The sequence below is a fragment of the Pantoea sp. Acro-807 genome (assembly GCF_011752675.1).
Classification (GTDB): Bacteria; Pseudomonadota; Gammaproteobacteria; order Enterobacterales; family Enterobacteriaceae; genus Pantoea; species Pantoea eucrina.
On sequence record NZ_VWXE01000001.1, the window covers coordinates 194637 to 215883 of the forward strand.

Annotated in this window: 21 protein-coding genes and 1 tRNA gene; 6 read left to right on the forward strand and 16 right to left on the reverse strand. The window is 58.4% G+C overall.

Features of this window, described 5'->3' with window-relative positions; all coding sequences use genetic code 11:
- The first annotated feature begins 85 nt into the window (after positions 1–85).
- Entirely contained in the window at positions 86–502 is a 417-nt protein-coding gene (cueR, locus tag F3J39_RS00970; protein ID WP_071668947.1) for a Cu(I)-responsive transcriptional regulator, read from the forward strand.
- Here the strand turns inward: cueR and F3J39_RS00975 are convergent.
- From F3J39_RS00975 to tesA, 5 genes are all read right to left on the reverse strand, one after another.
- Positions 478–936, reverse strand: coding sequence for an NfeD family protein (locus F3J39_RS00975; protein ID WP_071668948.1), 459 nt, complete (start codon positions 934–936; stop codon positions 478–480). The two genes, cueR and F3J39_RS00975, sit on opposite strands and share 25 nt — an antisense overlap.
- Positions 936–1850, reverse strand: coding sequence for an SPFH domain-containing protein (locus tag F3J39_RS00980; RefSeq protein ID WP_104084637.1), 915 nt, complete (start codon positions 1848–1850; stop codon positions 936–938). Before F3J39_RS00980 ends, F3J39_RS00975 begins: the two co-directional genes overlap by 1 nt.
- A gap of 58 nt (positions 1851–1908) precedes the next feature.
- Complete coding sequence (locus tag F3J39_RS00985) at positions 1909–2763, reverse strand: co-chaperone YbbN (RefSeq protein ID WP_094111783.1); 855 nt, start codon at positions 2761–2763, stop codon at positions 1909–1911.
- A 79-nt stretch (positions 2764–2842) separates the two neighbouring features.
- Entirely contained in the window at positions 2843–3616 is a 774-nt protein-coding gene (locus F3J39_RS00990; RefSeq protein ID WP_104084638.1) for an SDR family oxidoreductase, read from the reverse strand.
- Between the two features lie 25 nt (positions 3617–3641).
- The gene (tesA, locus tag F3J39_RS00995; RefSeq protein WP_139803627.1) at positions 3642–4274 is read right to left on the reverse strand and encodes a multifunctional acyl-CoA thioesterase I/protease I/lysophospholipase L1; all 633 of its coding nucleotides are present in this window, start codon (positions 4272–4274) and stop codon (positions 3642–3644) included.
- Here tesA and ybbA point away from each other — a divergent pair.
- Positions 4242–4928 carry a putative ABC transporter ATP-binding protein YbbA gene (gene ybbA, locus F3J39_RS01000; protein ID WP_039383054.1) on the forward strand — a complete coding sequence of 229 codons (687 nt, stop codon included), beginning with the start codon at positions 4242–4244 and terminating at the stop codon, positions 4926–4928. The genes tesA and ybbA overlap by 33 nt on opposite strands.
- Positions 4925–7342: a putative ABC transporter permease subunit YbbP gene (gene ybbP / locus F3J39_RS01005; RefSeq protein WP_104084640.1), complete on the forward strand. Its 2418-nt coding sequence runs from the start codon at positions 4925–4927 to the stop codon at positions 7340–7342. Before ybbA ends, ybbP begins: the two co-directional genes overlap by 4 nt.
- Positions 7343–7378: 36 nt before the next feature.
- Here ybbP and purK read toward each other — a convergent pair whose 3' ends face one another.
- The 4 genes from purK to ppiB form a co-directional block, all read right to left on the reverse strand.
- Entirely contained in the window at positions 7379–8443 is a 1065-nt protein-coding gene (purK, locus tag F3J39_RS01010) for a 5-(carboxyamino)imidazole ribonucleotide synthase (protein ID WP_166713761.1), read from the reverse strand.
- Positions 8440–8949, reverse strand: a complete 510-nt coding sequence (gene purE, locus F3J39_RS01015; RefSeq protein ID WP_039383061.1) for a 5-(carboxyamino)imidazole ribonucleotide mutase — start codon at positions 8947–8949, stop codon at positions 8440–8442. The genes purK and purE overlap by 4 nt, the downstream gene beginning before the upstream one ends.
- A gap of 131 nt (positions 8950–9080) precedes the next feature.
- Positions 9081–9797 (reverse strand): UDP-2,3-diacylglucosamine diphosphatase, encoded by a 717-nt coding sequence (lpxH, locus tag F3J39_RS01020; protein ID WP_094111780.1) that lies wholly within the window; start codon positions 9795–9797, stop codon positions 9081–9083.
- Entirely contained in the window at positions 9797–10291 is a 495-nt protein-coding gene (gene ppiB / locus F3J39_RS01025) for a peptidylprolyl isomerase B (RefSeq protein WP_039383066.1), read from the reverse strand. The genes lpxH and ppiB overlap by 1 nt, the downstream gene beginning before the upstream one ends.
- Before the next feature lie 215 nt (positions 10292–10506).
- On the opposite strand from ppiB, the gene cysS reads away from it, so the two are divergent.
- Entirely contained in the window at positions 10507–11892 is a 1386-nt protein-coding gene (gene cysS / locus F3J39_RS01030) for a cysteine--tRNA ligase (RefSeq protein WP_094111779.1), read from the forward strand.
- A gap of 33 nt (positions 11893–11925) precedes the next feature.
- Here the strand turns inward: cysS and ybcJ are convergent, their stop codons facing one another.
- Entirely contained in the window at positions 11926–12138 is a 213-nt protein-coding gene (ybcJ, locus tag F3J39_RS01035) for a ribosome-associated protein YbcJ (protein ID WP_039383070.1), read from the reverse strand.
- The gene (folD, locus tag F3J39_RS01040; RefSeq protein ID WP_039383072.1) at positions 12138–13004 is read right to left on the reverse strand and encodes a bifunctional methylenetetrahydrofolate dehydrogenase/methenyltetrahydrofolate cyclohydrolase FolD; all 867 of its coding nucleotides are present in this window, start codon (positions 13002–13004) and stop codon (positions 12138–12140) included. The genes ybcJ and folD overlap by 1 nt, the downstream gene beginning before the upstream one ends.
- Before the next feature lie 175 nt (positions 13005–13179).
- Between folD and F3J39_RS01045 the strand changes: the two genes are divergently transcribed.
- On the forward strand, positions 13180–13683 hold the full coding sequence (locus F3J39_RS01045) for a DUF1198 family protein (RefSeq protein WP_166713762.1): 504 nt from the start codon (positions 13180–13182) through the stop codon (positions 13681–13683).
- A 95-nt stretch (positions 13684–13778) separates the two neighbouring features.
- A tRNA-Arg gene (locus F3J39_RS01050) sits at positions 13779–13855 on the forward strand.
- Between the two features lie 193 nt (positions 13856–14048).
- On the opposite strand, the gene F3J39_RS01055 is transcribed toward F3J39_RS01050, so the two are convergent.
- From F3J39_RS01055 to vgrG, 5 genes are read right to left on the reverse strand one after another with little or no spacing between them, the layout of a single operon-like run.
- Positions 14049–15473 carry a hypothetical protein gene (locus tag F3J39_RS01055; protein WP_094111778.1) on the reverse strand — a complete coding sequence of 475 codons (1425 nt, stop codon included), beginning with the start codon at positions 15471–15473 and terminating at the stop codon, positions 14049–14051.
- Positions 15474–15728, reverse strand: a complete 255-nt coding sequence (locus F3J39_RS01060; RefSeq protein WP_094111777.1) for a PAAR domain-containing protein — start codon at positions 15726–15728, stop codon at positions 15474–15476.
- Positions 15729–15778: 50 nt separating this feature from the next.
- Positions 15779–16531, reverse strand: a complete 753-nt coding sequence (locus tag F3J39_RS01065; protein ID WP_094111776.1) for a hypothetical protein — start codon at positions 16529–16531, stop codon at positions 15779–15781.
- The gene (locus F3J39_RS01070) at positions 16525–18669 is read right to left on the reverse strand and encodes a DUF3274 domain-containing protein (RefSeq protein WP_166713763.1); all 2145 of its coding nucleotides are present in this window, start codon (positions 18667–18669) and stop codon (positions 16525–16527) included. Before F3J39_RS01070 ends, F3J39_RS01065 begins: the two co-directional genes overlap by 7 nt.
- Complete coding sequence (gene vgrG, locus F3J39_RS01075; protein ID WP_094111774.1) at positions 18666–21203, reverse strand: type VI secretion system Vgr family protein; 2538 nt, start codon at positions 21201–21203, stop codon at positions 18666–18668. The genes F3J39_RS01070 and vgrG overlap by 4 nt, the downstream gene beginning before the upstream one ends.
- Positions 21204–21247 lie beyond the last annotated feature (44 nt).

A 21247-nucleotide genomic window follows, 5' to 3' on the forward strand; every position in this document is an offset into this window, starting at 1 on the left:
CTTAGTGAACAGAGTTGACCGGCTGCACCGGTTACAGTAGTTATAAGCGTAAACCTTCCATTCGGGGGAAGGTCAAGGAGCCGGCATGAATATCAGCGACGTTGCCAGAAAAACCGGGCTGACCAGTAAAGCGATCCGCTTTTATGAAGAGAAAGGGATCGTGACGCCGCCGCTGCGTAGCGGAAATGGCTACCGGCACTATGACGAACGCCATCTGGAAGAGCTGCATCTGCTGCGCCAGGCGCGCCAGGTTGGCTTTACGCTGGATGAGTGCCGCGAGCTGGTGGCGCTGTTCAACGATCCTGCGCGGCACAGCGCAGATGTCAAAGCGCGCACGCTGCAGAAGGCTGAAGAAATTGCAGCGCATATTGAGGAGCTGCACGCCATGCGGGCGCGCCTGCTGTCACTGGCAGAGGCGTGTCCCGGCGACGAGGGCGCCGAGTGCCCGATAATGAATCAGCTGGCGGGCTGCTGCGGTCACTCCGGCGGTAAACGCGGCTGAATCAGCAGCGTGATCCCTTCAACCGCCGTGACCGTCACCCGCGTGCCCGCGGGCAGATCGTCTGTTGCCTGTACGCGCCAGCTGCTGTCACCAATCTGTACATGTCCGATACCACTTTTAAGCGGCGTCTCCAGCGTCAGCTGCCGGCCAATCAGCTCTTTACCGCGCTGGTTCAGCGTGTTGGGTTGCTGCGTTGCAGCCTGATGGCGCATCCAGCCATACCAGCCCAGCGCGCTCAGCAGCGTCAGCGCGGCAAACAGCAGCCCCTGACCAGCCCACGAGAAGGGCCACAGCCACTCGGCCAGGCCAACCAGCAGCGCCGCCATACCGCACCAGAGCAGATAACCGCTGGTGCCCAGCATTTCGGCTGCCAGCAGCAGCCCGCCCAGCGTCAGCCAGAACCAGTGCGGATGGGCAATCAGCTCCATCAGCATTACGGCCTCCGCTCCGCATGACGCTCTTTCAGCAGTTCACTGATGCCCGCTACCGAGCCGATCAGGCTGCTGGCATCAAGCGGCATCATCACCACTTTACTGTTGCCGGCTTCGCCAATTTTCTGCAGCGCATCAGTATATTTCTGCGCAACAAAGTAGTTAATGGCCTGGATATCACCGGCGGCGATCGCGTCAGACACCATGCGCGTGGCGTTCGCTTCCGCCTCTGCCTGCCGCTCACGCGCCTCGGCCTGTAAAAAAGCGGAGGTGCGCTCGCCTTCCGCTTTCAGAATCTGTGACTGCTTGTCGCCTTCAGCGCGCAGTATGGCGGCCTGACGCACGCCTTCAGCAGCCAGAATATCGGCGCGTTTGGTACGCTCAGCTTTCATCTGCGCATTCATGGCAGCGATCAGCTCCTGCGGTGGCCGCACATCGCGGATCTCAATGCGGGTAATTTTGACGCCCCAGGGGTTTGTCGCTTCATCAACGATATGCAGCAGGCGGGTGTTGATGTTGTCACGCTGCGACAGCATCTCATCCAGCTCCATGCCGCCAAGGACCGTGCGAATGTTAGTCATCGTGAGGTTGATTATCGCCAGCTCCAGATTACTGACCTCATAGGCGGCACGCGCCGGGTCAACGACCTGAATAAAGCAGACGGCATCAATGGTGACGTTGGCGTTATCTTTGGAGATGATCTCCTGAGAAGGGATATCGAGCACCTGCTCCATCATATTGATGCGGCGACCCACGCGATCCATAAACGGCACCACCAGGTTAAGCCCCGGCGAGAGCGTACGGGTGTAGCGTCCGAAGCGCTCTACCGTCCACTGATAGCCCTGCGGAACAATCTTGATACCGGCCCATACAATCACCAGCACCAGCACGATGATAACAGGAATAGCGGTCAGCATATAACCTCCTGGCTGTCAGATTACCGGGCCGAGTCGCTTCGGCCCGTCTGCGTATCCGTCAGTAGAGCAGCGAATAGAGCTGTCGGCGATAGCGCGAGGCGAGGGCGTCGCCGGTGCCAAGCGCGGCCAGGATCTCCTGGAACATTTTGCGCACTTCACCGTCACCGGCAGCGAGATCGCTTTTCAGAAAGCCCAGCAGCAGCTCCAGCGCCTCTTCATTACGCCCAACCTGATGCAGCTGTAACGCAAGTTTAGCAGCCAGGGTCGCGTTCTGCGGCTCGGCGTTCAGCTGCTCCTGCAGCAGCTGGATCTCAGGCGTATCCGCCGCCTGCTTCAGCAGGTCGATCTGTGAGACCAGGCTCTGATAGCGTGTATCCTGATCCTGCAGCGGCACCACATCCAGCACCGCTTCCGCTTCATCACTGCGGTTCAGGGCGATCAGCACTTCTGCCAGCAGAAAGCCAATCTCACTGTTTTTATTGCTCAGCTGCCAGGCATCTTTCAGCAGCGGCAGCGCCTCCAGCGGCTTGTTCTGCTGCATCAGTTCCATAGCCTGCTGCGCTTTCAGCTCCTCTTCGCGCGGCAGAACTTTTTCCAGTAGCGCGCGGATCGCCTCTTCCGGCTGCGGGCCCTGGAAACCATCTACCGGCTGTCCGTTCTGGAACAGATAAACCGTGGGCAGCGAGCGCAGACCGAACTGTGATGCCACCGCGGGCTCGTTGTCGCAATCGAGTTTTGCCAGCAGGAACTGGCCGGCATACTCCTGTGCCAGACGCTCCAGCACCGGGGTAAGCTGCAGGCAGTGCTGGCTGCGTTCAGACCAGAAATAGAACAGAACCGGCAGCTGCATGGATTGCTCCAGCGTCTGCTGCAAATTGGACTCATTGATGTCGGTGATCAAAGCGTGTGACATGAAAAACGCTCCTGGCAGAAAGTGTAAAGAGAATATGGGGATAAAGTGTCCCGCTTCAAGCGCTGACTGATGTTACCGCTCAGTTGCTGCACAAAATGCGATCCAGCATCCAGCCCGGCAGCAGTCGTTTCAGAAAACTCATGCCCCAGGCCACCAGCGTAACCGGATAGCGCAGCCGCGGGTGACGGCTCTCCAGCGCATGGCGCAGTTTGGGCAGAATCGCTTCCGGCGGCAGGGTAAAACGCGCTGCGATACCGGGATTCTGCACCGGCTTCTCCTGTTCACCCTGCTGCACGTTATCGGTGAAGCGCGTGGCGATCGGTCCCGGCTCTATCAGGCTGACGCGCACGCCGCTGGCGCGCACTTCCATACGCAGCGCATCGCTCCACGCCTCCAGCGCCCACTTGCTGGCGGCATAGGCGCCACGCCCCGGGGTGGAGATCAGTCCCAGCACCGAGCTGGTATTGATAATGCGGCCGTCGCCGCTGTTCTGCAGCGCCGGCAGCAGCCGCATCGTCAGCTGATGGGTACCAAAGAGGTTGGTGGAGAACTGCTTTTCAAGCTGCTGGCGGCTGACGCTGCTCAGCGGCCCATACTGGCCAAATCCGCCGTTATTAAATAGCCCGTGCAGGCAATGCCCGGTGAGTGCCAGCACCTGTTCTGCCGCGGCATCCACACTTGCGGCATCGTCAAGGTCGAGCAGGATGCCGGTATATCCCAGAGCAGTCATCCGCGCAACATCCTCGGCGCGGCGGCAGGCGGCAAGCACGTGGTAGCCGCGCGCCTGCAAATCGCTGGCGGCTGCCAGCCCGATACCGCTGGAGCAGCCGGTGATCAAAACCGATTTTTGCATTTCTTTACCTGTCAAATAGCACGACTTAGCGCGAGTCATGCTTAACTAGCGGAGCCAGCGCGTCAGCCATAATGCCGGCAATAAACGGCTGCGCATCCGGATTGGGGTGAATACCATCCTGCTGCATCCACTCCGGCTTCAGATAGACCTGCTCCATAAAAAAGGGCACCAGCGGCAGGCTGTACTCTTCCGCCAGGCGCGGATAGATGGCGCTGAACGCTTCAGTGTATCGTCGTCCATAATTAGCAGGCAGCCGGATCTGCATCAGCAGCGGCTGCGCGTCAGCGGCTTTCACCGCAAGGATAATCGCACGCAGATCCTGCGCGATAGCCTGCGGCGGAAAACCGCGTAAACCATCATTACCGCCCAGTTCGATTAACACCCAGCGCGGCTGATGCTGTTTTAATAGTGCAGGCAGCCGTGCCAGACCCTGTCCGGCGGTATCACCGCTGATGCTGGCGTTGACGACGTTGGGCTGCTGCTGCCAGCGCGTGCTGAGCAGGGCAGGCCAGGCGGCGCTGGCAGACATCCGGTAGCCGGCGCTCAGGCTGTCACCTAATACCATCAGCGTATCGGCTGCAGCGATGCGCGATACCAGCAGCAGCACCACACACAGGAAGGGATAATGCCAGCGGAAAACATTGTTGCGGTTCATCATCTTACTAAGTCCGTCGGTCAGGGTGAGCATCAGCTCTCAATCCTTACCGGAGTTGAGCTGGTTGTCAAACCAGCCGAAACGCTCGCGCTGATTGGCGAATCGGGATCGGGGAAGTCGACGCTGCTGGGGATCCTCGCCGGGCTGGATGATGGCAGCAGCGGCGAGGTTCATCTGCTTGGTCAGCCGCTGCACCGCATGAACGAAGAGCAGCGCGCGGCGCTGCGCGCACGCGAAGTCGGTTTTGTGTTTCAGTCATTTATGCTGGTGCCCACGCTAAATGCGCTGGAGAACGTGCAGCTGCCGGCGCTGCTGCGCGGCGAGAGCGATCGCGACAGCCGGGCACAGGCCAGCGAGCTGCTGGCGCAGCTTGGCCTGAAAGCGCGCCTGCATCATCTTCCTGCACAGCTTTCAGGAGGCGAACAGCAGCGGGTGGCGCTGGCGCGCGCATTTAGCGGGCGTCCCGGCCTGCTGTTTGCGGATGAGCCCACCGGTAATCTCGATCGTCAGACCGGGGAGCGCATTGCCGATCTGCTGTTCTCGCTCAACCGTGATTACGCCACAACGCTGATCCTGGTGACCCATGATGAGCAGCTGGCCGCGCGCTGCGATCGGCGGCTGCGGCTGCGTGACGGCAAGCTGTGGGAGGAGGCATGATCTGGCGCTGGTTCTGGCGCGAATGGCGCTCGCCTTCGCTGCTGATTGTCTGGCTGGCGCTGACGCTGGCGGTGGCCTGCGTGCTGGCTTTGGGTTCCATCAGCGATCGCATGGAGAAAGGACTCAGCCAGCAGAGCCGCGACTTTATGGCGGGCGATCGTACGCTGCGCAGCAGCCGGCCGGTGCCGGAAGCCTGGCTGACGCAGGCGCGTGAGGAGGGATTAGCGATCAGCCGTCAACTCAGCTTCACCACTATGACCTTTGCGCGGGAGACGCCGCAGCTGGCAGATGTTAAAGCGGTGGATGACGCCTATCCGATGTTTGGTACATTGCAGACCGAGCCACCGGGCCTGCGTCCGGCGGCAGGCAGCGTGCTGGTCGCCGCGCGTCTGCTGGCGCTGCTGGATCTGCGCGTCGGCGATCCGATAGAGGTCGGCGACGCCACGCTGCGCATTGCCGGTACGGTGATCCAGGAGCCGGACAGCGGATTCAATCCCTTCCAGACGGCGCCTCGTCTGTTAATGAACCTGGCGGACGTTGAAAAAACCGGCGCCGTTCAGCCCGGCAGCCGCCTGAGCTGGCGCTATAAGTTTTCCGGCGACGCCGCACCGCTGGCGCGCTACGATCGCTGGATCGAGCCGCGCCTTAAAGGGGGCGAACGCTGGATAAGCACCGAAAACTCAGAGGATGCGCTGGGCCGTTCCATGCAGCGCGCGCAGCAGTTTCTGCTGCTGTCGGCATTACTGACGCTGCTACTGGCCATCGCGGCCGTGGCGGTAGCGATGAGCCACTACTGCCGCAGCCGTTACGATCTGGTGGCGGTGCTGAAAACGCTGGGGGCCACGCGACGTGCACTGCAGCGGCTGATTATCGGCCAGTGGCTGGCGGTGCTGCTGTTAGCGGGCGTGACCGGCAGCGCGCTGGGGCAGGGGATCGAACTGCTGCTGCTTACCCTGCTGAAGCCGGTGCTGCCCGCATCGCTGCCTGCCGCCAGCCTCTGGCCATGGCTCTGGGCGCTGGGCACCATGTTTGTTATTTCCCTGCTGGTGGGGCTGCGTCCTTATCGTCTGCTGATGGCGACCCAGCCGCTGCGCGTACTGCGGCGCGATGCGGTGGCGCGCGTCTGGCCGCTGCGCGTCTATCTGCCGGCGATGGCGCTGGTGGTGGTGCTGCTGCTGGCGCTGCTGCTGGGGGGCAGCAAAATGCTCTGGGCGCTGCTCACCGGCATCGTACTGCTGGCGCTGCTGCTCGCCGTGCTGGGCTGGGGTACGCTGCTGCTGCTGCGCCGGCTGGTCGTGCGTAACCTGGCGCTGCGGCTGGCCATTAACCGTCTGCTGCGACAGCCGGCAATGACGCTGAGCCAGCTGGCCGCGTTCTCGCTCTCTTTTATGCTGCTGGCGCTGCTGCTGGTTATGCGCGGCGATCTGCTCGATCGCTGGCAGCAGCAGCTGCCGCCGGATGCACCAAACTATTTTCTGCTGAATATTACGCAGGCGCAGGTGCCACAGGTGCGTGACTTTTTGCAGCAGCATCAGATCAAACCGGAAACCTTTTATCCCGTCGTGCGCGCGCGTCTGGTTGAGCTGAACGGCAAAGCTGCCGATCCGCGTCAGGATAATGCGCTGAACCGCGAGCTCAATCTGACCTGGCAGGCGCAGCGGCCGGATCACAACCCGCTGCTTGCCGGCAGCTGGCCCCCGCGGCCAGGGGAGGTTTCGATTGAAGCCGAACTGGCGCAGCGGCTGGGCGTTAAGCCAGGGGATGAGCTGACCTTTAGCGGCGATACGCAGACGTTCAGCGCGCGCATCAGCAGTCTGCGTAAGGTGGACTGGGAGAGCCTGCGGCCTAACTTCTTTTTTATCTTCCCGCCCGGCGCGCTGGAGCAGCAGCCGCAGACATGGCTGACCAGCTTCCGCATGGCGAATAATCCGGCGCTGCTGGCGCAGCTGAACCGGACGTTCCCGACGCTGAGCCTGCTCGATATTGGCAGCATCATGAAACAGATTGGCCAGGTGCTGGCGCAGGTGAGTCAGGCGCTGGAAATCATGGTGGTGCTGGTGACGCTGTGCGGTGTCCTGCTGCTGCTGGCGCAGATCCAGATCGGCATGCGCCAGCGTCGTCAGGAGCTGGTGGTGTATCGCACGCTGGGCGCGAGCAAACGTCTGCTACGCGGCACGCTGTGGTGTGAGTTTGCTCTGCTCGGCGTGGTTTCCGGAATAGCGGCTGCGCTGGGTGCAGAGGCCGCGCTGTGGGCACTGCAGCGTAAAATTTTCGATTTTCCCTGGCAGCCCGACTGGACGCTGTGGTTTGCGCTACCGCTGTGCGGAGCGCTTCTGCTGTCGCTGTGCGGCGGCTGGCTGGGCGTGCGACTGCTGAAGGGCAAAGCGCTGTTCCGGCGCTTTGAAGCGGCGTAATCAGGATCCCTCTGTCTGAGGGATCCCGTCAGCAACTCAGAGCTTCGCCTGCGCCCAGGCGAGGCCCGAGGCGTATTCCGGCGGCAGCAGCGGCTGCAGCGCGTGCAGGGCAGTGGCAAGACGTGATGGCTCACTGTCAGTGAGATTCAGGTGTCCCACCTTGCGGCCAGGCCGGACCTCTTTGCCATACCAGTGCAGATGCACCAGCGGCTGCGCCAGCCAGGCGTGGTTTACGTCGCTGCCGATCAGATTCACCATCACCGAGGGTGCGAATACCGCCGGCTGCGGCAGCGGCAGGCCAAGAATGGCGCGCAGATGCAGCTCAAACTGGCTGATGGACGCGCCGTTCTGCGTCCAGTGACCGCTGTTGTGCACGCGCGGTGCCAGCTCATTGATCAGCAGTCCCTGCGGCGTGATAAAGCACTCCATCGCCATGACGCCCACGTAATCCAGCGCCTGCATAATGGTGCGCAGCATGGTTTCCGCCTGCTGCTGCTGTGCACTATCCGCCTGCGGGAACGCCACGCTGGTGCGCAGAATGCCCTCTTCGTGCAGGTTGTGTGTCAGCGGGTAGAATACCATGCTGCCATCCTGACCGCGCGCGCCTACCAGCGAAACCTCACCGCTAAAATTTATGCCCTGTTCAACAATGCACTCGCCATAGCACTCAGCGGGTAACGTCTCTGTTTCATCCGCCCGCAGCCGCCACTGGCCGCGACCGTCATAACCGCCGGTGCGGCGTTTGACAATCGCCAGTTCGCCCAGCTTCTCAAACACCGCCGGCCACTCATCAGGTGCGGCCAGCAGCTGCCACGGTGCGGTAGCCAGACCAAGCTCATCCAGCAGCTGCTTCTGCGTCAAACGGTCGGCAAGGCGCGGGAAGATATCGCGGTTCACAAAGGCGGGGTGGCGGGCGAGCTCGCGCGTCAGGGCGGTTTCCGGCCAGCGTTCAATCTCGGCGGTGATCACGCTCTCTGCAATGGGCAGCGAGGCGGGCTCCGCATCCAGTCCCACCGGATAGACCGCAATGCCCAGCGGCTCAGCCGCCTGGCGCAGCATACGGCCCAGCTGACCGTTACCCAGTACGCATACCGGCTTCATGCCTCACCCCGCGGATCCGGATTCTCCAGCACCTCATCGGTCTGCGCCTGGCGCCACGCGGTGAGACGCGATGCCAGTGCCGCATCGTGGGTGGCCAGGATCTGCGCGGCCAGCAGCGCCGCGTTGGCTGCGCCCGCTTTGCCAATGGCCAGCGTACCCACCGGAATGCCGCGCGGCATCTGTACAATCGAGTAGAGGCTGTCAACACCGCTCAGCGCGGCGCTCTGCACCGGTACGCCCAGCACCGGCACCAGCGTTTTTGCTGCGATCATGCCGGGCAGATGCGCAGCACCGCCGGCGCCCGCAATAATCACCTGGTAGCCATGCGCAGCGGCACCTTCAGCAAAACTGAACAGCTTGTCCGGGGTGCGGTGGGCAGAAACCACCTCCACGTGAAAGGGAACGTCCAGGCTGTTGAGAATTTCCTCGGCGAACTGCATGGTAGCCCAGTCACTTCTGGAACCCATGACGATAGCGATACGGGCCGGGGCGGCAGTGGATGACATGCGGTCAACTCCTGTGAATAGACAAACGAACCTGGCCGGTGAGGCAGGTAAGAAGGGCACAGAGGATAGCATGAGATAGCAGCAAGGAAAACGGTTGCGCGGCCATAAAAAGGGCAATTGCACCCGTAAAATCAGAAGGGGAAGGCGATCAGTTTTATGCCGCTGGCGTCCAGCTGGATCATCGAGCCTGCGTTGTGCCATGCCCCAAGAACAGCGCGCTGCGCGGGAAGGCCATTCAGAGAGAGCGTGTGGATTTCCGGCCGGTGCGTATGGCCGTGGATCAGCAGCGGAGCCTGCTGGCGCTGCATGGCTGCTGCCACCGCCTGCGGGTTTACATCCATAATGGCCAGCGATTTATGCTGGTTCGCCTGCCGGCTGCCGGCGCGCATTCTGGTCGCGATGCGCAACCGCAGACGCAGTGGCAACGCCAGAAACAGCCGCTGCAGCCAGCGCTGGTGGACCTTTGCGCGAAAGCGCTGATAGCCAGCATCGTCCGTGCAGAGCGTGTCGCCGTGCATAATCAGCACGCGCTGACCATACAGCTCCAGCACCTTCTCCTCCGGCAATAGCGTCATGCCGCTGGCGCGGGCAAAGCGCTTGCCCAACAGGAAATCGCGGTTGCCGTGAATAAAATAGACCGGCACCGGCAGGGCGCGCAGGGCGGTGGCGATCTGCTGATGCAGCGGATTAGGATCGTCATCGCCAATCCAGGCTTCAAACAGATCGCCCAGGATGTAAAGCGCCTCGCACTGCCGCGCTTCACCCTGCAAAAAATGCAGAAAACCGGCAGTAATTGCCGGTTCTTCCTGACACAGATGGAGATCTGCGATAAACAGCGTGCGCGACATTACTCGCTGACGGTCACTTTCTGGATGACAACGTCTTCGGTCGGCACGTCCTGATGCATACCGCTGCGGCCGGTTTTCACCGCTTTGATTTTTTCGACGACATCCATACCTTCAACCACTTCAGCAAACACGCAGTAACCCCAGCCCTGCAGGCTTTCGTCGCGGAAGTTCAGGAAGTCGTTGTCAGCAACGTTGATAAAGAACTGTGCGGTTGCCGAGTGCGGAGCCTGAGTGCGCGCCATCGCCAGCGTGCCTTTGGTGTTTTTCAGGCCGTTGTTCGCTTCGTTGCGGATTTCAGCTTTAGTAGCTTTCTGCTTCATGCCCGGTTCGAAACCGCCACCCTGAACCATAAAGCCATTGATGACACGGTGGAAAATAGTGTTGTCATAAAAACCTTCACGGCAGTAGTCCAGGAAGTTCTGTACGGTGGCCGGCGCTTTATCATCAAAGGTTTTGATTACGATATCGCCATGGTTCGTCTGGAAAGTGACCATTATATTCGTCCTGTGGAGGTTGTATTCAGTATCAGTTGCCGCGTTCGCATGCGGACGGGCATTTTGTCGACGCCTCTTATAACATAATTTCCCGGAACGCGTCAGCAAGGCAACGGCATCTGGTATCTCAGCGATGCACAAGTCAGAAAAATACGGCACAATATCAGGCTACCAAAGAAGGCGTCTCCCGCACACGATAAAAACGGAACCGTTCAATGCTAAAGATCTATAACACCCTGAGTCGACAGAAAGAGGAATTTAAACCTATTCATGCTGGTGAAATCGGCATGTACGTGTGTGGTATTACGGTTTACGACCTCTGTCATATCGGCCATGGGCGTACGTTTGTGGCATTTGACGTGGTGGCGCGTTACCTGCGCTATATTGGCTATCAGCTGAAGTATGTGCGTAATATCACTGATATTGATGACAAAATTATTCGCCGCGCTAACGAAAATGGCGAAACCATTGAGACGCTGACCAACCGCATGATTGCGGAGATGCACCAGGATTTTGCCGCGCTGGGCATCCTGCCGCCGGATCTGGAACCACGCGCCACGCGCCATATTGCGGAAATTATTGAGCTGGTGGAGCGGCTGATTGAACGCGGTCACGCCTACGTGGCGGAGAACGGCGATGTGATGTTTGATGTGCTGAGCGATACCGATTATGGCGCGCTGTCGCGTCAGGATCTGGAGCAGCTGCAGGCGGGTGCCCGTGTGGAAGTGGCAGAGGTAAAACGCAACCCGATGGATTTCGTGCTGTGGAAGATGTCCAAAGCCGATGAGCCGTCGTGGGAATCGCCGTGGGGCAACGGTCGTCCGGGCTGGCACATCGAGTGCTCCGCCATGAACTGCAAGCAGCTTGGCAGCCACTTTGATATTCACGGCGGCGGCTCTGACCTGATGTTTCCGCACCATGAAAATGAAGTGGCGCAGTCCACCTGCGCGCACGACGGTCCCTATGTCAATTACTGGATGCACTCCGGCATGGTGATGGTTGACCGTGAGAAGATGTCAAAATCACTCGGCAACTTCTTCACCGTGCGCGATGTGCTGCAGCACTACGACGCCGAAACCGTACGCTATTTCCTGATGTCAGGCCACTATCGCAGCCAGCTTAACTACGGCGAAGATAACCTCAACCAGGCACGTGCGGCGCTGGAGCGTCTGTATACCGCACTGCGGCATACCGATACCGGCGCGCAGCCTGCCGGTGGCGAAGCTTTTGAAGCGCGTTTCCGCGCGGCGATGGATGATGACTTCAACACGCCTGAAGCCTACTCGGTGCTGTTTGATATGGCGCGCGACGTGAACCGCCTGAAGAGTGAAGATAAAGCGGCGGCTGACGGGCTGGCGGCCAGATTGCGCGAGCTGGCGAATGTGCTGGGGATTTTGCAGCAGGATCCGGAGCTGTTCCTGCAGAGCGGAGCGCAGACGAATAATGACGAAGTCGCAGAGATTGAGCAGCTGATCAAAATGCGCAACGACGCGCGTCAGGCGAAAGACTGGGCGCAGGCGGATGTGGCGCGTGACCGGCTCAACGCGCTCGGCATTGTGCTGGAAGATGGTCCGCAGGGCACCACCTGGCGACGTAAATAAGAAAAAAGGGCGAACCCGGGTTCGCCCTTTTTGCTATGCGACCACCGTTATGCGCTGGCCGGCAAACTCTACCGTCTGTCCGGCAACGATTTTACAGCGCTTGCGCGTTTCAATCGCCCCGTTCACGCGCACTTCACCTTCATCAATCACCGCTTTGGCCTGCGCGCCGCTCTCTACCCAGCCTTCCAGCTTCAGCAGATCGCACAGATCAACGTGCTGATGTTTACCCAGTGAGAAACTCGCCATTATGCTTCCTCCACGTCGTGATACGCTTCGCACGCCAGCAGCGTGTTTTCAATTAAAGTGGCTACCGTCATCGGCCCGACCCCGCCCGGGACTGGCGTAATGTAAGAGGCGCGCTCAGCGGCAGCGGCAAAATCAACGTCGCCCACCACTTTACCGCTCTCCAGCCGGTTGATGCCGACGTCAATCACCACCGCGCCTGGTTTGATCCAGTCACCCGGAATAAAACCGGGCTTGCCCACGGCCACGACCAGCAGATCGGCGTGCTCCACGTGATGGCGCAGATCGCGGGTGAAGCGGTGAGTAACCGTCGTGGTACAGCCTGCCAGCAGCAGCTCCATGCTCATCGGGCGGCCAACGATGTTAGACGCGCCGACCACTACGGCGTTCAGGCCATAGGTATCGATGTTATAACGCTCCAGCAGCGTGATAATACCGCGCGGCGTGCAGGGACGCAGTTTCGGCGCACGCTGGCAGAGGCGACCCACGTTATAGGGATGGAAACCATCCACATCTTTATCCGGCGTGATGCGCTCCAGCACCTTGACGTTGTCGATACCGGCCGGCAGCGGCAGCTGCACCAGAATGCCGTCAATCGCCGGGTCACTGTTCAGCTCATCAATCAGCGTCAGCAGCTCGCTTTCGCCGGTGGAGTCGGGCAGGTTATAAGCACGGGAGACAAAGCCCACCTCTTCGCAGGCGCGACGTTTATGCGTGACGTAGATCTGCGAAGCGGGATTTTCGCCCACCAGGATCACGGCCAGACCCGGCGCACGTTTGCCCGCCGCCAGGCGCTGCTGCACTTTTTCCGCAACTTCGCTACGCACCTGCTGCGCAATCGTTTTACCGTCAATAATTTTTGCTGCCATCAGAGAGGAAATCCATCTGTAGAGAGTTAAATCGGGGATGGTGCCTATTCTGGCAGAAGCGCGGGCGGCTGTCAGTCACAGTTTCAGCAGCCTGCGCGCTTTCAGGCTTTTTTCGTGGTGACGCGTGCCAGCCTGCATAGGTATGATATCTGCAGGACACTCTGGGAACGATGTAATGATCTGGATAATGCTTGCCACTCTGGCAGTAGTGTTTGTGGCTGGATTTCAGCTGCTCACCGCCGCCTCGCGTCACGCCGCCCAGCGGCTCAGCAAGCGGCTGCAGCTGCCGCCGGTACAGGTGGAGTCAATGCTCTCGATGATGGGGAAAGAGGCGGCGAAAGAGTTTACCGACTACCTCAGCCGCGATAACGAAACGCATCTGCACAATGGCGCAGCGGTACTGCTGATCTGGCAGGTACTGATTGTTGACGGCAGCGAGGAGAACAGCCAGCGCTGGCATGCGATCCTCAGCCGCGCCGGTTTCCCGGCACTCATCAGCCGCCAGCAGCTGCTGCTCGCGCTGGGCTTTCTGCGCCAGCTGGAGCCGGACAGCCAGGAGCTGCACGTGCTGCGTGAGCAATATAATGCGCGCTTTACGCCACAAGGGATTGAGCTGGAAGGGGAATCCACCGGCACCAGTAATCTCGTGTCGCTCAGCGAATGGCGCAAACGCCATTGATGCAAATTGGTTATTCCCGCAGCACTCCGCTGCACAGAAACGGCAAAAACGTTGACGTACCCGCTTCCCGACGTATAATCCGACCCAACTCCTCAGCGCCCTTAGCTCAGCTGGATAGAGCACCGGCCTTCTAAGCCGTAGGTCACAGGTTCGAATCCTGTAGGGCGCGCCAAGTCAAATCAAACAGTTACGCCACTCCGCCAGCTTTCATATTTTCAGCATGGGACAGATTTGGGACACGACTGCCTGAGGGTCGCCGTCGCAGTTTTTCGCCGCTCTGTTAACAATAGCGGCTCAGCTATCTGAATTAACAATACAGTGACATAAGGATTTCAGACGCGGTTGCTGAAACCGTACAGTATGTTTTATTCGTAATCATAATATCTGTTCAGCTCAGCTTCTTTTTTATAACTTTTCCCGAGCATAAACCCGATAGATAAAAGCGTTAAGATTATCGGCATGATAAATACTGCGCTGCGGGTAAAGAAATCTTTTTCAAAGCTCCATCCCACCTCGATACTGATTGTCATAAGCAGCAGAGAGGTGGCAAGTATAAAACTGCAGCCAAGCAGACTGCCGCTCTTTTTGAGACTTTTGATGTAGGCAGGGCTGTAATTGTCCTCGGGCCGGGCAAGTTTCCCGTTCATTTGAAGAAACGTGATTTGCTCGCCTCTCTTCTCCCTTGCTGCCAGCAGCTGAGCACGTTCTCCGTTACGAACTGCCATGGCTGCCCAGTCCATCATCAGCCACTGATAGCCCGTCGTCCAGGTATCGGCTATCCGCATATTTTGCCAGCTCCGGACGTTAATTCCTGCATTGTTCTCCGCCAGGGAATTTTTCAGCAAATTAAGACTTTCTCCCTGCAGATCGCTGGTCCAGACGTGCCGCAGGTCAGCGGGCCTGACTTGCCCGGCAGACAGCAGTGCATTAATCCTGCGCTCAAGATTATAAATTTGAGCGCTCATTCCTTTAAAACAGCAGACCGGCACTCTGTTTCCGCTTATTTGCCGGTAGCGGGAAAAGAGCAGTGCACAGGCATATTCACAAAAGTTACGATTATCGCCATCATGCAGTTCGGCAATTAACAGCAGACGAAATCCGTTAAACGACCCGTCTGTCCACTGCTGAACCAGTGACAGTTCAGGCATGTCGTCAAAATAGTGAAAGCTGGCATGGCGGAATGCGGCATGGAAAGAGCGGACCAGCGATGTGATGTCATCGCGAACAGATCCTGCTGTATTACCCATGTAGAGAAACAGTTCAGGACGTTCGGTGATGGCGTCAATCTGTGTCAGATCCAGCTGTTCCAGCAGGCGCTGCACTGTGACCAGCATCCGTCCCATGCCTGACCTTTCATCATCCTCAACGGAAAGCCTGAGGGGAATATCGCCATCCACCGGCATTTTCCCCTCAAGTCCGAGCATTTTCAGTGCTGCGTTATCAACCGGAAAGATTGAGGTGTGTTCAGCCAGCAGCGTCCATTCAGAAGCCCGTGATTGCCAGTCTGATTCAACACCGCAGTACGCAAGCTGCATCAAAAGACGCCAGCAACAGAGAATGTTGAAAAAAATAAAGCATAGCGAAACAACCGTCATGCAGACCGCAACAGGGAGCGCCAGTAATCGCCAGATAAGCATGCTGAGCGTTAGCTGCGCATTCTCAAGCGTCAGGGCACTGAACATCAGCATCAATATAAGGGCCACAATACCTGCAGCTATCGTAAACAGACGGGGAAAGCGTATTTCCGTTTTCTCCGGACAAGAGAGCAACGGCTTCCAGAAATATTTCATTTATCGCACTCCTGCTTCGGGCAAAGAGCTTAATAGCAGGCATCCGCACGCCACTTTGCAACGATGGGTCACAACGTGACGGCCGTTCATGATCCAGGCAGGATGCCCTTCAGCAGCAGCGGTTTCACCATGCTGACTGCACCGCGCTTTGTCGCCGATCAGCATTACCGGCTTACCATCGAACATCTCTCCTGAAGCTTCAGTAACATAGCCTCCCGCCGACAGGCGGTCTCCCAGTCGAATAACGCCATCCATGAAATATCCTTACTCTCTATCCTGTTAAATTTATTTTTGTGCAAATGAAATCACATTCCCGCCTTCATATCGCACTGCATGCGGGTCCAGCCCGTATAGCCCTTTACCTCCGGCACCCGGGTCGGCAGATTCTGGAAGTTGGCGTAATACTGCTCCATTCTTACTGGCAGGATGCGGGGGTCGATATAAAGGAGACCCCAGCGCGAAACGTTCTCACCTTTGCCAGGACGAATAGCGTCCAGCCGGTCATAGTAAACTTTGCCTTTAAATGTATAGCTGTAGTTAATCCCTTCTCCGCCCGGCATGATGCGCGGATCGTCAAAAGGGTGAGAGGACATATAGAGGTGTCCCTGCTTCGTCAGCAGAAATCCCTGGTCGTTGACCACGGTCAGGGAAGCGATGTTTTCGTATGCGGGAGAATCAGAACCCGCTTCGTCATCTTCACGGCCTTTTACGGTTGAAGACATCCATGTGCGACCATAATCTCGTGAAATTGTCATGCCGGAAGAGTTCCACCATGGAACAGCGATGTAGCGTTCGGAGGCGTTGATGTAGGGCTTGGTAAAGATGCGATAAAACTGCGACGATACCTCACTGCGGATATCGCGCTTCTCATCCACAAACCACAGGGCGCCCTCGCAGGCGACCCCGTGCAGCTCCAGCCAGCGGTGGTCGTCAAAGCGGTACACCACCTGCACCGGCATCTGCCGTTTCTTCAGCGGCTTGCCGCTGCAGCCGCTGGCAGTCAGCACAATCAAAGCTGCCAGCGCTGTAATTACAATGTGTTTCCATAACGTCACCATATCGTTCCCTCCGCTTTTTTCTTTGCCGGCACATCGCGATAGCCTGCCGGCTCCGGCATGTCCCACTGATGTACAGGCACTTCTTTATGATGCACCTCCGGATGCCGGGCGGGCTCTACGCACGTTTTCGGACCATAATCATTCACCACGCCGAACTCACCAACCGGCAAAGTTTGATCCGGTTTATTCATAAATTGTTTGGTTTCTTCCAAATCCAGAATGCCGGTTTTATGATAATTTTTTGTTTTTGCATCCGGATTAAACTCGTGCCGCCAGTCTGCACGCTTGCGCAGATTGAGCCAGAAGGCGGGATCTTCAAAGGCCATGCAGTTACCGATGGCGAGGTCGTAGGCAACAGCCTTTTCCTGCACGTTCTGATCCATCACTATTGAAGAGTGCTGGCTGAACCTCACCGGATCGCCATATTTTTCCATCTCGTTGATTTCTTCGCTTGTTTTACGCCGCTTCAGCTGGTAGCGCTGCGTGCTGCTGCCGACCACGCGACCGGAGACAAACGCGGTGCCGTAATACCGGTTGACCGCAGCCAGCTCGGTTTCAGACAGCAGCTGACCGGAGCGATGCGGATAAACAAATCCGATCGCCGGACGAAACTCTGTCACCTGCCAGGCGTTCTCATACTCGCGGGCGGAGTAGTCGATATAGCGATCTTCGCCTCCAACGCCCGTTTTATATTTCATGTCCCCGCTGCGATCGTGCCCCATCAGGGTCAGCTCTATCACTTCAGGCAGGGCCTCGGCGTTTTCAGTCACGCCGCTTTCCATTGGATAGGCCACGTTAGTGGGCCAGCCGTCATACGTAAAATCACCGGGCCGGAAAGCAGGCTTTTTGAAAGGCGCACCGGACGCGTTACCGCCCGTACTGTGGTGCTGACAGAACGCGCGCTGATAGAGATTGGGTATGCCGCCGGCGAGCGTATCAGGAATACCGCGCCAGCCGATGCCCTGCACACTGGACAGCGACACCGTGCCGTCATTCGGGCAGAAATAGTTATAAACCCGGCCGTAGTTATTGCGGCTGTAGCGGGGATCGCTGCTCCAGCGGTGTTTGCGCCACAGCGTGGTATCGTGGTACATGGCTGTGACAAACTCCGGCCGGTAGCAACCCGTGGCGTCATACTTTGGATTTGTGGCCATCAGCCGGCAGAAATTACGCAGCGTCTCCTGACGCCCGTGCGACGTCTGCTGCTTGCCGGGCAGCATATTTTCCATGAGCCGCGGATCAAGTGAGTAGGGGGAGTGGCAGAGGATGGCGCAGTCGGCAACCGGATAATCAGCTACCTGTTGCCTGACCAGCATATTCGCCAGCATGGTAATGATGGTGCCCTGGCTGTGCGCCACTATATTGATGGTGTCGTGACGTGTACTGGGGTTCTTTCTGATTTCCAGAATCAGATCTGCCAGCCGCTGAGCAGCAAAAAACTGATAAATGCGGTGCGGATTGCCATAAATCGGGTGGGTAAAGTCCCCGCCGTTAAGTTTGCGGCTGTAGATCCCCGCCATCCAGATGGCCCCGCCGTTCGCGCCGGGCCCCAGCATGTCAGGAATGCAGGTGGTTGCGTTAGCAAAGGTGCCGCCATTCTTCGCTGCTGCCAGGTTCAGCACGTTGCCGTAGTTATCGTTGCAGAAGCCGCGTCCCTCAGCGTTCAGCTTTTTCAGCCGTACCGGATCATCTTCCTGAAACGCATCGTAGGGGAGAACTGTTTCCAGCCCGAGGCGGGCGACCTCATCACGGTAGCGCCGCTGGTCTGCGTTATAGGTTTCACGATCGACCGGGCGATAGCCCCAGTAGAACGGAATAACCGGCGATCGCCCGCTGGCCGTCACGCGCTTTGGCGCATCTTTCAGGTCGGTTAATCCCTCAATTTCACTCCACTGGTGCGGGTACATGTCGTCGCGCGCCAGTCGGGTATTCAGCCCGGCAATAATCCCTTTCTCCTGCGTTTCGTAAGCTTCGCCGATGTCGTTGACGCCGTGTACAAGAATAACAATACAGGGCAGGGGGCTGTTTACAGGAAACTCCTGCATCAGCATACCGCCGGCGGTATCGCGATTAAGGCCGATGAAGCTGCCCAGTTCCGGATCGTTAAAGGCGCTGTTTTTTGAGGTGTGATGAGTCATCGCTTTGCCTCCCTGATAAGCGTAACAACCAGCTGTTCGGTCTCTGCAAGATCCAGCAGCGGAGAGTGCCCGGCAGCATCGGTGATACCCTCCACCGTGCTGCCGTCCGGCCGGGTAACGCGGAAGGGCTGGCTGACCAGCGGGTGTTTCCGGTCGCCGTTTCGGTACAGGCGTACACCGCGCGCCAGCGGGTTATCTTTAAACAGCGGATCGACAATTTTTGCCGGTTCCCCCTTCTGATAAACAAGAGTCGGCGCTTTCTGCTCAATGTGCGCCGGCGAGAATATCTCTACGCCGCCGTTCGGGTGCAGGCGGATCCCGCCGCCGCCGCAGTGCAGATACAGGCCTTTTTTGGCGCTTATCTGAAGCTCTCCGTTGACGCTGGCGATCTGCATGTTCCGATCGGCAAGCGCCGCCAGCTGGCCGCGCTGCGCCTGAAGCGTGATATCGCCAGACGCGGCAATCAGTTTGATGCCAAGCCTGCGCACAAAGGCGGAAATTCCCTGGCCCGCCGCGACAGAAAGACGTTTGAACACGCTGACGCTGCCGTTACTGCCGGCGGTGATCACCGCATCTTTACCGGCGGCGAGATGGAGGCTTTCAGGTGTTGCCTGTGCAATACCCGCTTCACCCCAGGAGAGAATGCCCGGCTGCGCCAGCCCGGAAACGGCCTGCTGCAGCGCCTGCTGCGGGGCAGTGTCAGCGCCGTCAGCGCCGGCCCCGGCGGCCGACGACTGCAGGCTGTAAGCTATGCTGAGCGCCTGCTCCAGATGCGCGATCGCGTCGGTCATCTCCAGCAGCGTTCCGCGTGCACCGGTCTGCGCGGCGGTCGTCAGGTAGATCCCCTTTGCGGCACGCACGGTGGCGTGATGATCGGTGCGCAACTCTGCGCCTTTACCGCGTGCTTTGCGACCGGTATCGACCATATGACCGAGGTTAAGCTGCGTTTTGCCGAACTCGGTTGATAGCTTGATGTGCTCATTGCCTGCCGCATCTTCCAGCCGGATTTTGTTCTTCCCCTTTGTCCGGATAACATTGCGCGTGCTGTTACTATCGTTAACGACGTCCGGATTTAGCGCGTCATGCAATACATGGGCAATGTAAGGCCGCTCGGGATCGCCACTTTCAAATGCGATTGCCACCTCCGTGTTGTCCAGCAGCGGAAAATGCACGCCATACTTATCGCCTGCGTAGATGCGGGCCAGACGGACAGGCATGCTTTCCCTGCCTTTCTCCCAGCTGGCGAGATCAAAACTGAATTTCACCCGATAGCGCCCCTGACTATCGGGACGGGCAAGGCTATCGTTCATAACGCTGCCGGAGACGCGGGCGGGAATCGTTCCTGAGATAACCGGTCTTGGCAGGCGCTCCGGCCGGAAAGCGGCGCGCTCACTACAGGGAATACCGCTGAGTGCCGTCTGATAGCCTGTTGCCCGGCTTGCGCGGCAGACGCTCTCAACGATAAGAAAGCCGGACATAAATGCTTCAGGCTGCTCGCCGTCGATTTCAGCCACCATGCCCGGCTGCAGTGCGGGATCGTCAGTGATGGCTTCCAGACACGTCCGGCCGGACAGATGGCGCTCATGGCGGATGCGGGCATAGTGCCAGGCTGTTTCAGCATCTCCGCCCTGAATGCTGCTCCACCGATCGCCCGTGCTATGCTGAATATCAGCGTAGTGATAATCGCTGCCTGTGGTGTAGGGAGCTTCACCGCTCATGTCCGCCTCATGTTCCGGCGGAATAAGCCGGCTTTGCCGGTAGTCGTAATTGCGCGTACGTACCGATGCAGGCACCACCGCTGAGTGGCAGCGCATCTGCCATATTGTCAGGGTATCGCCTGTTAACCCTGCTCCGGGCAGCGACTGAATTTTCGCGCCAGATAGGTAGCCTGCCTGCTGATCGGCAAATACGATGACGGTGATCTCTTCAGCAGTTTCATGTTTGCAGAAGCGGAACCAGATCCCGACTTCAGAAAGCAGACGCCGGATAAAACTCAGGTCACTCTCTCCCCACTGAACGATCATCTCACGCCTGGGGTAACGCCACTGCAGCAGGCTCATGTCAATCTCATAATCCCTAAAGCCGTGCGACTTCAGGACAGAATTGACGAGCTCGGGAACAGACGTCCGCTGATAGATAGCGTACCGGTGCGTGCTGGACATCAGCGCCAGAGGATGTTCGAGTGTGACTTCATACGTTGATTCGTCAACGCTGGTTGATATATGGGAAAGGCGGGTGATAACCCCATAAATTTTGCGTAATGTGTGCCAGCGATCCTTAGCAGGCCGAAAGAGGGAGCACGCCGTGGAACAGGCCCGCATCATAAAAACTGCCGGCTGCATCATCACTTTCTCAGGTGGTATATCCTGAACGGATGAAGTAAAGCGGATGATAAATCGATAGGGCTGGCTAAGGGACTCTCGCCCTTCGAAAGATTTAACGTCTGCAACGATCTCGCAGCTTTCAAAGGCGAGCAGATAGTGATTGAGCGAATCCGCAACGGCGAATGAGCCCGAACGTCCTGTCAGGGGCATAGATATCCTTATTTAGTTTGGCATTACAAACCATAAGGACAAGT

Excerpts from the sequence above, each read along its gene's own strand:
- cueR (WP_071668947.1), top strand. The coding sequence starts at position 86 with ATGAATATCAGCGACGTTGCCAGAAAAACCGGGCTGACCAGTAAAGCG.
- F3J39_RS00975 (WP_071668948.1), bottom strand. The coding sequence starts at position 936 with ATGCTGATGGAGCTGATTGCCCATCCGCACTGGTTCTGGCTGACGCTG.
- F3J39_RS00980 (WP_104084637.1), bottom strand. The coding sequence starts at position 1,850 with ATGCTGACCGCTATTCCTGTTATCATCGTGCTGGTGCTGGTGATTGTA.
- F3J39_RS00985 (WP_094111783.1), bottom strand. The coding sequence starts at position 2,763 with ATGTCACACGCTTTGATCACCGACATCAATGAGTCCAATTTGCAGCAG.
- F3J39_RS00990 (WP_104084638.1), bottom strand. The coding sequence starts at position 3,616 with ATGCAAAAATCGGTTTTGATCACCGGCTGCTCCAGCGGTATCGGGCTG.
- ybbA (WP_039383054.1), top strand. The coding sequence starts at position 4,242 with ATGCCAGCGGAAAACATTGTTGCGGTTCATCATCTTACTAAGTCCGTC.
- tesA (WP_139803627.1), bottom strand. The coding sequence starts at position 4,274 with ATGATGAACCGCAACAATGTTTTCCGCTGGCATTATCCCTTCCTGTGT.
- ybbP (WP_104084640.1), top strand. The coding sequence starts at position 4,925 with ATGATCTGGCGCTGGTTCTGGCGCGAATGGCGCTCGCCTTCGCTGCTG.
- purK (WP_166713761.1), bottom strand. The coding sequence starts at position 8,443 with ATGAAGCCGGTATGCGTACTGGGTAACGGTCAGCTGGGCCGTATGCTG.
- purE (WP_039383061.1), bottom strand. The coding sequence starts at position 8,949 with ATGTCATCCACTGCCGCCCCGGCCCGTATCGCTATCGTCATGGGTTCC.
- lpxH (WP_094111780.1), bottom strand. The coding sequence starts at position 9,797 with ATGTCGCGCACGCTGTTTATCGCAGATCTCCATCTGTGTCAGGAAGAA.
- ppiB (WP_039383066.1), bottom strand. The coding sequence starts at position 10,291 with ATGGTCACTTTCCAGACGAACCATGGCGATATCGTAATCAAAACCTTT.
- cysS (WP_094111779.1), top strand. The coding sequence starts at position 10,507 with ATGCTAAAGATCTATAACACCCTGAGTCGACAGAAAGAGGAATTTAAA.
- ybcJ (WP_039383070.1), bottom strand. The coding sequence starts at position 12,138 with ATGGCGAGTTTCTCACTGGGTAAACATCAGCACGTTGATCTGTGCGAT.
- folD (WP_039383072.1), bottom strand. The coding sequence starts at position 13,004 with ATGGCAGCAAAAATTATTGACGGTAAAACGATTGCGCAGCAGGTGCGT.
- F3J39_RS01045 (WP_166713762.1), top strand. The coding sequence starts at position 13,180 with ATGATCTGGATAATGCTTGCCACTCTGGCAGTAGTGTTTGTGGCTGGA.
- F3J39_RS01055 (WP_094111778.1), bottom strand. The coding sequence starts at position 15,473 with ATGAAATATTTCTGGAAGCCGTTGCTCTCTTGTCCGGAGAAAACGGAA.
- F3J39_RS01060 (WP_094111777.1), bottom strand. The coding sequence starts at position 15,728 with ATGGATGGCGTTATTCGACTGGGAGACCGCCTGTCGGCGGGAGGCTAT.
- F3J39_RS01065 (WP_094111776.1), bottom strand. The coding sequence starts at position 16,531 with ATGGTGACGTTATGGAAACACATTGTAATTACAGCGCTGGCAGCTTTG.
- F3J39_RS01070 (WP_166713763.1), bottom strand. The coding sequence starts at position 18,669 with ATGACTCATCACACCTCAAAAAACAGCGCCTTTAACGATCCGGAACTG.
- vgrG (WP_094111774.1), bottom strand. The coding sequence starts at position 21,203 with ATGCCCCTGACAGGACGTTCGGGCTCATTCGCCGTTGCGGATTCGCTC.